This window comes from Pseudomonas sp. ICMP 561 (assembly GCF_002699985.1).
Classification (GTDB): Bacteria; Pseudomonadota; Gammaproteobacteria; order Pseudomonadales; family Pseudomonadaceae; genus Aquipseudomonas; species Aquipseudomonas quasicaspiana.
This window is the reverse complement of the sequence record NZ_LKBT01000001.1, coordinates 1-13,694: the sequence shown is the minus strand read 5'-3', so window position 1 is coordinate 13,694 and position 13,694 is coordinate 1. Positions and strand designations below refer to the sequence as shown.

Below are 13,694 nucleotides of genomic sequence, written 5' to 3'. Positions count from 1 at the left end.
GGCAATCACTCCGCAGCAGCGTGGGCAGGCTTGATGGTATTGGCGTCGCCCTGGTTGGCCAGTTCAGCCGTTTGGTTGGTTTCGCTGGGCTGCACGCCATCGCAGACGCTGTAACAGGCGAGCATCGCCTGGATCTGCTCCACGCTGTTGAACATCAGCACGTCGATGATCGACAGGCTGGGTACAAAAGGCTGGTTCAGTTGTGGGTAGACGATGGGGTCCATTTTGAAGAAACGAACCAATAATCCCTGACGTGCGAAGTGATTACGGTCGTACAACTCGACGCCACCGATGGGATTGAGAAACGTGGTGGCCGTGAAGACGCGTGAGACGTTGATGACACGGTCCTGTTTGTCGAGGCAGGACACCAGTTCGAGGTCCGAACCGCGCAGAATGGGCGTAAGAATATGCAGGTAAGCGCACAGCTCGCGAATCGTGTGCTCTGTGTAGACGCCAAGGTTTGTCTGCGGGAAGCGAATCAAGCGCTCCAGAAAAGGCATGACCTGATCGAAGTACGGCGCCTTGCGGTAGCTCTGGGAGATCAGGTTGACCAATCGATCAGCCTCATCACTGAAGTTGTCGCACAATTGGCGTTTCATGATCGGCAGTTCGAAGCTGTCTTTCTTCAACGGGAAGGTCATCAGCTTCGCTTCACCGTTGTTCAGGATGCGATTGCGATTGACCCATCCGGAGCGGATGTATTGCAGATCGTCACCGAGGACAAAAACGTCCGCCGCTGCAATCAACTGAAAGTAGCCCAGATAGGGGAAGAGATAGGGCTGCATCATCGCGATCGTCCGTGTCATGTGTAACTCCTTGAGCATGCGGGGAAATAAGGTGCGCGACTGGGTGCTATTTACGGACCGGGCTGTAGTTGTAGCCATAAGCGGCGCAGTCATAGTCAGCGGTGGATGCCTTGCGCAGCACACCGTTGAAGATCGCGCCTTTGATCAGCACGCCGTTCTGGCCAAGCCGACGTTTGCAGGCTTCGATTTCTTTAACCGTGGTCAGGCCGAAGCGGGTCACCAGCAGACACGTGCCCGCCTGACGCCCGACCAGGGTGGCGTCGGTGACGGCCAGAATCGGTGGTGTGTCCACCAGAATCAGGTCGTAGAGCGGGGAAAGCTCGGCGAGCATTTTGTTGAAGTTGTCATGCATCAACAGCTCAGAAGGATTCGGCGCTGCGAAGCCGCAGGCCATCACGTCGAGGTTGCGTACCTCGGTGTGATTGATGGCGTCCGTGCTTTTCACGCGAGCTGCCAGAGTGTCTGACAAACCGTGCTTGGGGTTCAGACCGAAGATCTTGTGCTGGTAGCCTTTGCGCATATCGGCATCGATCAGCAGCACGCGCCTTCCAGCCTGGGCAATGATCACCGCCAGATTACTGGATACGAAGGACTTGCCAGCGCCGGGCGACGGGCTGGAAATCATCAGGACGTTGTTACGCGCCTCAAGCATCGCGAAGTGCAGGCTGGTACGCAGGCTGCGCAAGGATTCGATGGCCAGCTCGGTGGGTGCAGAAACACTCAGCAGTTTCGATTCCTTGCTGCGTCCCTGACTGTTCTTTTCCAGTCGGTCTTGCTGGCGGGAGTAGGGCAGCGACGCGTAGACCGGCATGCCAATATTTTCGATGATTTCGGGGTTTTCCACGCCGCGATAGAACGCCTGGCGGACGAAGACGGTGCCAACTGCCACGACAACGCCGAGCAATGCAGCCAGCAGCACGATGAGTTTTTTCATCGGTTTGACCGGCTGTTCGACGTTGGCGTCGGCATTGTCGATGATCCTGACGTTACCGATACTGCCTGCACGCAGGATGTCTTGCTCTTGGCTCTTGTTGAGCATCAGGGTGTAAGTCTGGCTGGTGACCTGCATGTCGCGGGTCAGGCGCAGCAGTTCCTGTTGTGTAACGGGCAGCGCTTCGATCTTCTTCAGCAGGCCCTGTTTCTGCGCTTCCAGCTGGCTCATCTGATTCATCAGGCCGCGATAGGTCGGGTGTTCGCGGGTGTACAGACGCTCTATCTCGACGCGCTTTAGCTTGAGTTCGGACAGCATCGAATCCAGCTTGACCACCTGATCCAGGATGCCTTTGGTTTCGATGCTCAGGTCCACGGATTTGGCGCTGGTCTGAAAGTCATTCAGGGCCATTTCCGACTCTTCCAGTTGCTTGCGTACGGCAGGCAGTTGGGAGCGCAGGAATTCCAGGCGTTGCGCAGCTTCGGCCGAGCTGCGCTCAACGTTCTGGCGCACATATAGGCGGCTGACTTCATTGAGGATGTGATTGGCTTTCTCTGGATCGGGGTCCTGAATGGCGAGGTAGATGATCCCGGAATCCTTGCCTGCTTCGGTGATTTTCAGGCGGTCCTGATAAATCAGTGCGGCCGTCAGCGTGCGCAGTTTGGCGACGATGAACTCAGTGCCTGGTCGTGCATTGAGCGCAGCCACCTGTATTTTTGCGCCTTTGCCCTCGACGGTCTGGTTGATGGCACCACTCAGAATCAACGTACGGTCTTCGTCATAAAGAGAAAAGAACCCCGGTTTTCCTGCAACCAGAATCAGGCTTTCGCCGAGCAGGCCTTCCGGGACGTCGAGCTGAAACACGTCGATCTTCTCTCCGCCCCAGGCGTAGGCAGTCTGGCCAAACAGAGGCTCCGCCAGTGCGTTGGGCGTCTCCTGCTTGAACGTGCGGTTCAAATAAGGGCCAATCACCGGGAACAGTTTCGGAAGTTGCACGATATTGAGCTTGAGGTCTTCGACCACTTTGCCCAGCACCGCCCGGGATTTGATCAGTTCAATTTCAGTCGTGGCTTGAGACACCGACATGGGTTTGCCGGAGACCTCGGGTGTGCCCTCGATACCGATTTTTTTCGGCTCGATCTGGATCATTGCGTTGGCCTGATAGATCGGTGTGGAAAGCACCGCATAGGCCACGCCCGCCAGACTGAAGAGCCCGACGATCAAAAGGATAAGGCCCTTGTGGTCGAATAATGTGCGCAAGATAGTTGCCAGATCGATCCGGGAGTCCTGGTAGTAGTCCAGGGAAGAGCGGTTCATAGCGGTCATTTATCTTGTTTCTCCTGACTGAAGAAAAGGTAGCCAGTCGTCGACGCATCTCGAGAGCTGCTCGTAGGTCTGTTCAAAGGCTAATTGGGGTTGCCGGTAGGGGTCGGCGATTTCCAGCTGTTGCTGCCATTTGCCAATCAGAAACGTTTTGCCACGTACTTCAGGAGCCAGCTTCAGCACGCTGTTCAACTGCGAAGGCTCCATCAGCAGAATCAGTTCGGCGCGGTGCAGCATGGCTCTCTCTACCTGACGGGCTTGATGTCGAGGTGTCCGGACTTGATGCATTTGCAATACCGCCTGCGCCAGCGGGTCCATCGGCGAGCCGAGAACCGCGTGTGTTCCTGCCGAAGTCACCTGCACATGCGGCGCGATACGTTGGAGCAACAGCGCCTCGGCCATGGGGCTGCGGCAGATGTTGCCAACGCAGATCACCAGCACGTTACTGAACATGGCCTTTGCTGATCGATGGCAGCAGACGCCTGCGCAGATTGACGCTCATGTTGCGGATGGCCATCAGCAGCGCCTGGACTTTGTGCATCGGGCCGAGTGCTGCCAGGGACAGGCAGAAGACCTGTTTCAGGAAGTGTTCGTACAGGGCCTGATTGCCAATGCGCTGGTAATAGTTGGCCAGGCTGCTGCTGGTCTGCAGGCTCATGTGCAATTTGCGTTTGTTGCTGCGCATGGAAAAAATTCCGCCCGGGTGCACCCGGTACGCCGCCGGTTTGATCTCGGCCATAAACTTGCCTTTACCAAAGGCGCCCAACAGCGACCACCAGCACATGTCATTGAGCGGCGCGACGGGCATCATTAGCTCGGGCGGCAGGGTGCTCAGCAGATTACGAAAGCACACCGTCAGGGTCGAAATCGGTCGTGCTTTCTGCAGGTCCAGAGCACTGGCATCGCTGCGCAGATTGCCTTTTAGCTGAATGCCTCGCAGACCGTTTTTATCGAAGGCCATGGCGTCGTGATAGGTCATCACGTAGTCCCGGTTAGCTTCGAGGAAGTCCACCTGGATCTGCAGCTTGTGTGGGTCGGTCCAATAGTCATCAGCTTCGCAATAGGCGATGTAGTGACCGCGCGCCTTGGCAAACAGACCGGGCACACAAGGCCGACCATGCTGGAACTGGTTCACCTGCTCATAGAAGGGCCGAATGATGTGCGGGTAACGTTGGGTGTACTCGGCGATGATCCGTGCCGTGCCATCTGTAGAGGCATCGTCATTGATCAGGATTTCGAAATTGAAGGTCGTCTGCTGAGCGAGAAAGCTGTCCAGTGTCTGAGCGATGAAGTCTTCCTGGTTGTAGGCCGGGCACACGATGCTCAGTAATGGCGGTGCGCTTGGGTCAGTTTTTGTAATCTCATCCATGGCTCATGTACTCGGTTTGCTGAACAAGACGAAAATTCTGGCTGCCACCGGTTTGTAGCTGGCGGCGACGATCAATAGGGTGATCAGGCCGCTGACTGCCAAGCCTAGAAACACGCTGAGGCGATCATCCCCGGCGATCAGCAGGAACAAGGGTTCGCTGAGGGTCAGACCTACTGCTGTCATCACGCTGATCCGTAAAATGTCTCGCAACCACTGGCCATGGATGCCGGGAGCCAGACGGCGGTGAACGATCATCGGCCAGATGGCGAACGACACCACGCGCAGAAGAAACCAAGAGATGGCCGCGCCATAGGCGCCTTGGTAACGAATGGCGAAGAACATCACCGGTACCGTGACTATGGCGGAAACCACGCTGTACCAGATATGCAGACTTATCTGCCCATAGGCGTACTGCAGGTAAAACTGAAAGGCGCTGACGGCCATGATCGCGCTGCCCAGGGAATACCAGCACAGAATCTGATGGCTCCATTGCGCCGCGACCCAGTCGCCGGTCCAGGCATAGATCAGGTACTTGCCATGCAAGCCGATCAGGGCGGCCAGCGGAAACAGAAACGTGCAGGCAAAGCGGTTTGCGGCCAGGAACAGGACGTTCATCTCACTCTGACGACCCTCGGCCACCATCACCGTCATGCGCGGTAACAACGCCTGCACCAGTGGGTTGGTGAGCATCATGATGCCGGTGGTGGTCAGGGTCACCAGCGAAAAATAGCCGTATTGATCCAGCGGCAGCAGGTCGGACAGCAACACCTTGTCCATCTGGGTCAGCACAATCCACAGCACTGACGTCAGGGTCATGCTGGCGGCAAACGGGATAATCGGCTTGACCAACTGCCAGTTGAAACCTGTGAAGAAGTGCGGGGTGGGCATTTGCTGATACGCCCGGGCAGCAAACATCAGGGTCTCGATCAGCCCGACCAGGACTTGGAATCTGAAGTAGTCCTCGGGGTCCTGAGAGTAGGTACTGACTAACACCAGGCCGCCGAAATAACGCAGTGTCGCAATGATGATGTTGGCGATATTCAGCCACGCGTGTTGTTCAAGGCCCTGAATGCCGCTTTTATATAAGGTTGCATACAGGCGCAGGCCAACCACCAACCCCATCAGGCTGATGCAGTTGATCAGTGTCTCGGGCCGCAGGTCTTTAGCGTTGAGCCACTGCAGGGCAATCCAGGGGCTGCTGAGGTAGATACCGATGCAACACAGCAGCGCCATTGGCAGGAAAATGATTTCGAACGAACGCAGCAACTGCCCCGAGCTGCGTTCGCGGGCAAGCGTACCCTGCTGGTGGGCGACGGCACGCACCAGGCTGGGTGACAAACCCGCATCGAGCAGCAGCAACCAGGTCTGCATAACGGCGAAGAATCCGATCAAACCATAAGCCTCGGCACCCAGGTGCCCGAGGTAGAACGGCATGATCAGAATTCCCACCAGCAGAACGTAGGCCTGACCGACATAGTTGAGTGCGGTATTGCGAACGACCGAGCGACTCTGCGCCATGTTGATTACATCGCTCGGGCGATGAGCGGGCTGCGGTAGCGCGCGCTACTGACGCTGCACTCTTCGAGCAGTGTGTTGATGACTTTTTCCTGATCGCTTTTTTGCAGACCGGGATAGATCGGCAGGCACAGTACGCGTTCGCTCAACGCACGGGATTCGCACTGGGGAACCTGAGGCTGCAGGTACTCAAGGGTATCCAGCGACGGATAGAAATAGCGTCGTGGATTGATGTCCCGATGGTTGAGTGCAGTGCGTATGCGCAGCAATTGTTGTTCGTTGTGCAGGGCTACCGGGTAGTAGCTGTGATTGAGCTGGCTGTCTGCCTCGGTTTGCTGCAGATCCAGATAGTTTTCCAGGCGGGATGTATAGCGGTAAGCAATTTCGGCCCGTTCTTCAAGAATGTTCTCGATGTCATCCAGGATGCAAAGACCCATGGCGGCAGAAAATTCGTTGAGCTTGGCGTTGATGCCAATACTGTCAATCTTGTCTACGTCAGAGATACCGAAGTTACACAGTAGATAGGCACGTTTGGCTATTTCGTCATCATTGGTGATGATCGCGCCGCCCTCAATGGTGTGGAAAAGTTTGGTGGCATGGAAACTCAAGGTGCTGACATCGCCCCAATTGAGCACCGACTGGCCCGCATGACGCACGGCAAAAGCATGGGCACCGTCATAGATCACTTTGAGTTTGTGCTTGAGCGCAATCTGTTCAATGCGTTCGACAGCACAGGGATTGCCGAATACGTGGGTGCCGACGATAGCGGTTGTATCGGCCTCGATGCGGCTTTCGATGTGGTCCGGCGAGATGTTCCAGGTGGCGGGATCAATGTCGGCAAACAATGGCCGTATCCCTTCCCACTGCAAAGAGCTGCTGGTCGCGACAAAACTGAAGGGGGTAGTGACCGCGCTGCCACCAAGGTTCAGCGCACGGTAAGCCACTTGCAACGCCAGCGTCCCGTTGTTGGTCAGGATGATATGTTTGACGCCCAGATATTCTTTAAGGCGTTCTTCCAGTTCGCCCAGCAGAGGTCCGTGATTGGTCAGCCAGCCCCGGGCATAAATGCCTTCTACATAAGCCTTGAATTTGCTGATATCGCCCAGGTATGTCTTGGTCACGTTGATCATCGAAGCCTCCATGTTTGACGTTTAACGCAGGTGTCAGAGCGATTTGCCGGGTGTGACTGCCGTGGGGACTGCGCCCGCTTTGATGCTGGCGCGTCGGGCGCGACGTTGGTTGATGTTCAGGATCAGCCGCGTGGTCAGGCTGCCGGCATGGGGATCGCCGAAATGGAAGATTGCCGTCGCCCGGGTAATCGCGGGGCCGCAGGGCTTGTTGGCATGCAGTGTTCGGTAGCCCCAGAACACGTAGATATCGCCCGGTTTGAGCGTCAGTGTTTCGGGCTTGAGCCAGCCTCGCTGGATGGCCATGACCAGTAACTTGCGGCTGAAGGCGTTCTGCAATAACGCTTTTTCAACGGCGTTGAATACCGCGTTATGCCGTACTTTGCGCAGGTTGGGAAACAGCATGAGGTCACCGCGATCATCCCCTTCGGTAGGGATGAACACAGGCACCAGCACGGTAACCAGGCTGGCATCGAAATGAAAACAGTTGGATTCACGACGCCCCTGGTTGCCTTGAACACAGCGCAGTACCGGAAAAATTTCGGTGCTGGCGGGCTCCACGCCGGTGGCTGAGCGATAAAGGCCGGCCAGCATTTGCTGGAAGTCCGCAGACTCCCACAGCGATGACAGCGAACTTTGCGACAGTAACTGCTTACCGTGGTGAGCGAAGTACTCACCCCGATGCAGTGTCGCCTCGGCTTGGGTGTAGGTGCGCAGCAGTTGCAGGTCGTTGGCGTTGAGTGCGCCGCTTATCTGGCAGAACCCCTGAGCATCGATCTGCTCAGCAATCTGCTTTATCTGCGGCTGATCCATGGCAAATGAAGATGGCATCAATTCAATCCCTGATATTGAAGGTGAGCTCGTCCACGCTACCGCCCGAATCCTTTGATCCAGTGCGTGGAGGTCTTGAGCGTATTTCCCGTCACGTGGCGCAGATTCCCGGGCCACGCTACCGCCATTCCGACTGCTCTCAGCAGCTGGGCTCTTTTCTGTTAATCAAAGGACGACCACCGGCGCTAAAGTGCGCCGTGCAGATAACTAACGTGAGGCATTTCAAGAAGTGTGTTGGCTCGATATTTCCTGCGCGTTACTCTTTGGTAACACTGCACTGAAAAGGAAATGTCTGACATGCGTATATATCGTTCTCGCCTGGCTTTCTGTCAAATTATTTCGTCAACATTCTGTTAAGTTTTTGATAAGTGGTTTTAAATATATCTCAAGTTGTTGATTTATAAGGAGTCAAAAAAACATTGCGCGCACTGCTTCGGTGCAGTGACGGTTTTTGGGCACTCTTACAATTTTCATAAACTGAAGGCTCTAAACGCCGTTATCGTTTTTATAACGCCAGAAGTTCGTCGGCGAAAGAGAGGGTTATATAAATTTTTAAAGGAAACATAATATTATTCAAACGAGTGTAATGATTGATATTCACTCCCTTTGAATATATCTATAGACGCTAGAAGGGTGCCGGTCAGTACTGACAGGGGCTTGTTACTCCTGCTGTTGGGCATGGAATGTGCGTGGAGTATCATGGAGTTCTAGAGACAGTTGCTTGTATATGTCTTTTTTGAATAAGCAAATATTAATTAATAATTTTTTGATCTATGTCTGTTGATGCATGATGCTCCACAGGTTCAGTTTGAGCGTCGCAGGAATCGCGACTCGTATTACGCAAACAGTCCGGCGTTCCGGGCTGCGCATTTGAAGGTGGTTTGATGAAAAATCTTGCGCTGTATTTTGACTACGCTGCTACCACTCCCGTTGATGAGCGTGTCATTGAGGTCATGGTGCAATGCCTGGGCAGGTCTGGCACGTTTGGTAACCCGGCCTCCAATTCACATGCTTATGGCCGCGAAGCGCGATCTGCCGTTGATATTGCGCGGCAGCAGGTTGCTGATCTGGTGGGGGCTCAGGCGGAGCAGGTCATCTGGACTTCGGGTGCGACCGAGTCGAACAATCTGGCGCTGAAGGGCGTCGCACAAGGTTATGCAGAGCGTCATGGGCGTAGCGCCGGGCACATTATTACCAGCCTGATCGAACACAAGGCGATTCTGGATACCGCGCATCAGCTGCAGTTGGCGGGTGTTGAAGTTACTTACCTGGCACCTGATGCGAATGGCCTGATCGCTCCCGAGGCAGTGACCGCTGCTCTGCGTGAAGATACTTTTCTGGTGTCGTTGATGCTGGTCAACAACGAGCTGGGGACGCTCACCGATATTGCACAGATCGGTCGGCATGTGCGCGAGCATGGGGCACTGTTCCATGTTGACGCTGCTCAAGGGGCTGGCAAGGTCAGGATTGATCTGGCCGAACTGGCGGTGGACCTGATGTCGTTCTCGGCGCACAAGATCTATGGTCCCAAAGGTATTGGTGCGCTGTATGTCGGGCCGCGAGCCGAACAGCGTGTAGAAGCGCAGATTCATGGTGGGGGACACGAGAGTGGCCTGCGTTCAGGCACGCTGGCAACGCATCAGATTGCCGGTATGGGCGCAGCCTTTGCGTTGGCGCAGGCGCTGTTTGACGAAGAGACTGCTCATATTCAGCGTTTGAACGAGCTTTTATGTGCTCGGCTGGCCGATGTCTCCGGCTTGCGTATCAATGGCGACGCGGCTCAGCGCATTCCTCATACCTTGAGTCTGACATTTGGCAACAGTGATCTGGACGTTGCGGTCCTGGGCCACGGTCTGGCTTTCTCCTCGACGTCTGCCTGCAACTCGGCAAAAAACACCCCGTCACATGTTTTGCTGGCGCTGGGTCATGACGCCAAGGCGGCCAGCCAAACCATTCGCCTGAGCCTCGGACGCTTTACCACTCAAGAAGAAATCGAGCGCGCAGCGTCGCTGATCAAGGCTGCAAGGGTACAACCTGCGTTCTGGGCGGTTGCTCAGTCCTGATTGGTGCTCCATTATCTGCCCGCAAGAGATTAATTTATCGGGTCAGCAGGAGAACCAATGAGTACGCAATCGAAACCCAGCGCAGCCGTCGCGCAACGTCTGGCGCAGACACGGGCCTTGATGAGTCGCGAGCGTATCGATGCTTATCTGGTGCCTTCAGCCGACCCGCATCTTTCCGAATACCTGCCAGGCTACTGGCAGGGGCGACAATGGTTGTCGGGGTTTCATGGTTCGGTCGGAACGCTGATCGTTACTCAGGATTTCGCCGGACTATGGGCGGACAGCCGTTACTGGGAGCAAGCCACCAAAGAGCTGGCTGGCAGCGGCATTGAACTGGTCAAGCTCCAGCCAGGGCAGCAAGGGCCTTTGGAGTGGCTGGCTGATCAGGCCAAAGCCGAAACGGTCGTGGCCGTCGACGGTGCTGTATTGGCGGTTGCCTCTTCCCGGACTCTGGCGAGCAAGCTCTATGAGCGTGGCGCGAGGTTGCGTACTGACCTGGATTTGCTGACTGAGTTGTGGACAGACCGACCTGCGTTACCCGTCAGCCCTGTTTATGAGCATTTGCCGCCTCAGGCCTCTGTGAAGCGTGGGGAAAAGCTCGCTCGTCTGCGTCAGGTCATTACCGAGCGTGGTGCGGACTGGCATTTCATCGCCACGCTTGATGACATTGCCTGGCTGTTCAATCTGCGCGGTTCAGATGTCTCCTACAATCCCGTGTTCATTTCCTTCGCTCTTATCGGACCGAACAGCGTCAGTCTGTTTGTTGACTCGGACAAGCTGAGCGCAGGCGTACGCCTGAGTCTCGAGCAGGACGGCGTTACGTTGCTGGAGTACACCCAGATTGGCGCAGCCTTGCGTGAAGTGCCTAAAGAAGCTCGCCTGCTGGTTGATCCTGCCCGGGTGACCTGTGGACTGCTGGATTACCTGGATGCAGAAGTCACGCTGGTGGAGGGCCTCAACCCGACTACCTTATTCAAGTCCCAGAAGAGTGAAGCCGATACCGCTCACATCCGTCAGGCCATGGAGCAGGACGGCGCGGCGTTGTGCGAATTCTTCTGCTGGCTTGATTCTGCATTGGGTCACGACCCTGTCAGCGAGCTGACTGTTGATGAAAAGCTGGGGCAGGCTCGCCAGCGCCGTCCAGGTTACATATCGCCCAGTTTTGCGACCATTGCCGGGTTCAATGGCAATGGAGCGATGCCGCATTATCGTGCTACCCCTGAAGAGTTTTCGCAGATCGAGGGGGACGGGCTGCTGCTCATTGATTCCGGTGGGCAATATCTGGGGGGCACGACCGATATCACGCGCATGGTTCCTGTTGGTACGCCAAGTGAAGAGCAGAAGCGTGATTGCACTCGAGTACTCAAAGGCCTGATCGCGTTATCCCGTACACATTTCCCTAAAGGCATTCTGTCGCCGCTGCTGGATGCCATCGCCCGGGCGCCAATCTGGTCTGAAGGCGTGAACTATGGTCATGGCACTGGACATGGTGTTGGCTATTTCCTCAACGTCCACGAAGGACCGCAGGTTATTGCCTATCAGGCTCCGGCTACGCCTCAAACCGCTATGTTGCCAGGCATGATTACGTCTATTGAGCCTGGTACGTATCGTTCGGGTCGATGGGGTGTCCGAATCGAGAATCTGGTGATCAATCGTGAGGCGCAGAGCACGGAGTTCGGCGACTTCCTCAGGTTCGAAACCCTGACCTTATGCCCGATCGATACCCGATGCCTGGAGATCGGGCTGCTGACGCAGGATGAGCGTGAATGGTTGAACGACTATCACGCTCAGGTGAATCAGCGCTTGAGCCCACTGTTGCAGGGCGCAGCGCTTGAGTGGCTGCGAATGCGTACTGTGGCGGTCTGATCTGCTCGAGGTTTATATGGCGGTGAATACAGCCGCCATACTTTCCTTTAGTCAGCGGCTTTTGCAGGTTTTTTGCAGATGATAATCATGCTGCGACTGGTGTAGCCGGCGGGGTTCAAACCGAAAGGATAGTCGCCGGGGTCTTCAACCCCGTCGCCTGACTTGGCGATGATTCGATAGTTTTTCGAAATGCAGGAGTCAGTTGCCATTTCGTAGCACTTTTGCCACGAAGACGACAGACCTGAGCAGTTGATATGGATTCCCCGCTTGGTCTGCTTGATAGGGGCCGAGGTGGCTGCGCAGCCTGTAATTATAAGTGTCGTCAGCGCTATAAAAATGTACTTCATTGCCTTCCTTACTCTGGCCTTCATTGAGCGCCAGTGCCCAGCCCGGATGCGATTACTCAGTCAGATGATTTGGCATTCTGCCGATGGCCAGAAACGGCTTCGGCGTCGCCATGTCGTAAACATGGCTTAACATCGTTACAAATGCCAGTGACATCTCATATTTGAGCAAAAGAGTCCTCAATCGACAGGGACTAATCGCGCGGTGTCTCGCCGTGCTGTAAGGGTTGCGCCCGCTGAGGCCAGGATAATCGCGCCAATGGCCAGCCATTGAGTGAGGGTCAGATTTTCGTGAAGAAAAAGCATGCCTGATAACGCTCCGAATGCCGGCTCCAGACTCGCCAGGGTCCCGAATGTTCGTGCAGGCATCCGGGTCAGTGCGACCATCTCCAGGCTATAAGGGAGGGCAGTGGACAAGATGGCTACGCCTATAGCGGTAGGAATCAAGCCAATATCGAGAAGCGCCCATCCTGCATGCACGGCACCAATCGGCGCTATGAAGAGGGCAGCAATGAGTACGCCCAGCGCTGCCGTCTGAATGCCGTTATCTTCGCCCGCCTTCTGTCCGAACAGGATGTAGCCTGCCCAGCAAACCCCCGCGCCTAAGGCATAAGCCACCCCGGTCATATCCAGGCTCGCGCTTTCTGCGCCGGTCGGAATGAGCAGCAACAATCCCGTTACGGCCAGCGCGATCCAGACGAAGTCGAGTGGCCTGCGTGAACCAAACAAAGCAACAGCCAGCGGCCCTGTGAATTCCAGGGCTACGGCAATGCCTAGCGGGACGCTGCGCAAAGACATGTAGAAGAGGAAATTCATGCCGCCCAGAGCGATGCCGTAGAACAGGACTGTTCTCAACGACTTCGCAGTGAATCTGGCGCGCCATGGGCGGAGTACCAGCAGCAGAATAACGCTGGCAAAGATCAACCTTAAAGAAGTCGTGCCCTGCGCACCTACCAGAGGAAACAGCGTCTTCGCCATTGATGCCCCGGTCTGGATGGATGCCATGGCAATGAGCAGTAGTCCGATAGGGAATAGCGTGTGGGAAAGGGGGCGCAGGTTGTTGCTCATGGGGAGGGTGTTCCAGTCAGCGGGCAGTTGGTTCAAAGGCTATATGATGCTTAAGAAGATTATATTGCGCAATATAATGCTCATGGCGGGTTGTTCTTCTATATAAGCAGTATCTTTTTAGCTTTTTTGGAAAAACTGAAATTAGGGGTTGACGGCCTCTCGAATCTCTCTATAATTCGCACCTCTTCTGGCGCAGACAGAACGAAAAACTCCTTGATAATCAATGAGTTGGACGATTCGGTTAGCGAAGAAGAGGCTTCGATGAAGTTGATCGAAAGCGGTAAAAAAGGCAGTTGACAGCAGATTGTAACGCTGTAGAATTCGCCTCCCGCTAACGAGCAACGTGATGTTGATCGAAGCGCAAGTGGTTGAGGTTGATAAGGAAACTTTGAAAACTTCTTAAAATAACCGCTTGACAGATACAGAGGCTGCTGTAGAATGCGCGCCTCGG

At 55.3% G+C, this 13,694-nt stretch carries 11 protein-coding genes and 1 pseudogene; 2 read left to right on the top strand and 10 right to left on the bottom strand.

From position 1 onward, the window contains the following. Window positions 1-5 precede the first annotated feature (5 nt). From AO242_RS00055 to AO242_RS00025, 7 genes are read right to left on the bottom strand one after another with little or no spacing between them, the layout of a single operon-like run. Window positions 6-806, bottom strand: a complete 801-nt coding sequence (locus AO242_RS00055) for a WbqC family protein (RefSeq protein WP_099267208.1) — start codon at window positions 804-806, stop codon at window positions 6-8. A gap of 46 nt (window positions 807-852) precedes the next feature. Continuing rightward, window positions 853-3,063 (bottom strand): polysaccharide biosynthesis tyrosine autokinase, encoded by a 2,211-nt coding sequence (locus tag AO242_RS00050; protein WP_099267207.1) that lies wholly within the window; start codon window positions 3,061-3,063, stop codon window positions 853-855. Continuing rightward, entirely contained in the window at window positions 3,064-3,513 is a 450-nt protein-coding gene (locus tag AO242_RS00045; RefSeq protein ID WP_099267206.1) for a low molecular weight protein-tyrosine-phosphatase, read from the bottom strand. It abuts the gene before it with no gap. Further along, on the bottom strand, window positions 3,503-4,429 hold the full coding sequence (locus AO242_RS00040; protein WP_027899253.1) for a glycosyltransferase family 2 protein: 927 nt from the start codon (window positions 4,427-4,429) through the stop codon (window positions 3,503-3,505). The genes AO242_RS00045 and AO242_RS00040 overlap by 11 nt, the downstream gene beginning before the upstream one ends. Before the next feature lie 3 nt (window positions 4,430-4,432). Next, entirely contained in the window at window positions 4,433-5,947 is a 1,515-nt protein-coding gene (locus tag AO242_RS00035) for a lipopolysaccharide biosynthesis protein (RefSeq protein ID WP_099267205.1), read from the bottom strand. Window positions 5,948-5,952: 5 nt separating this feature from the next. Beyond that, entirely contained in the window at window positions 5,953-7,074 is a 1,122-nt protein-coding gene (locus AO242_RS00030) for a DegT/DnrJ/EryC1/StrS family aminotransferase (RefSeq protein WP_099267204.1), read from the bottom strand. A gap of 33 nt (window positions 7,075-7,107) precedes the next feature. Next, window positions 7,108-7,902 (bottom strand): hypothetical protein, encoded by a 795-nt coding sequence (locus tag AO242_RS00025; protein ID WP_027899256.1) that lies wholly within the window; start codon window positions 7,900-7,902, stop codon window positions 7,108-7,110. A gap of 884 nt (window positions 7,903-8,786) precedes the next feature. Here AO242_RS00025 and AO242_RS00020 point away from each other — a divergent pair. Both AO242_RS00020 and AO242_RS00015 read left to right on the top strand, forming a co-directional pair. Continuing rightward, window positions 8,787-9,965, top strand: a complete 1,179-nt coding sequence (locus AO242_RS00020; RefSeq protein WP_027899257.1) for a cysteine desulfurase family protein — start codon at window positions 8,787-8,789, stop codon at window positions 9,963-9,965. 57 nt (window positions 9,966-10,022) lie between these two features. After that, a complete protein-coding gene (locus tag AO242_RS00015) occupies window positions 10,023-11,831 on the top strand; it encodes an aminopeptidase P family protein (protein WP_099267203.1) in 1,809 nt (602 codons plus the stop codon). A gap of 47 nt (window positions 11,832-11,878) precedes the next feature. Here AO242_RS00015 and AO242_RS00010 read toward each other — a convergent pair whose 3' ends face one another. The 3 genes and pseudogenes from AO242_RS00010 to AO242_RS29530 form a co-directional block, all read right to left on the bottom strand. After that, window positions 11,879-12,178, bottom strand: coding sequence for a hypothetical protein (locus AO242_RS00010; RefSeq protein ID WP_099267202.1), 300 nt, complete (start codon window positions 12,176-12,178; stop codon window positions 11,879-11,881). A 177-nt stretch (window positions 12,179-12,355) separates the two neighbouring features. Next, entirely contained in the window at window positions 12,356-13,243 is an 888-nt protein-coding gene (gene rhtA / locus AO242_RS00005; protein WP_099267201.1) for a threonine/homoserine exporter RhtA, read from the bottom strand. Between the two features lie 98 nt (window positions 13,244-13,341). Then, a pseudogene (locus AO242_RS29530) lies at window positions 13,342-13,694 on the bottom strand (hypothetical protein); the annotation flags it as partial.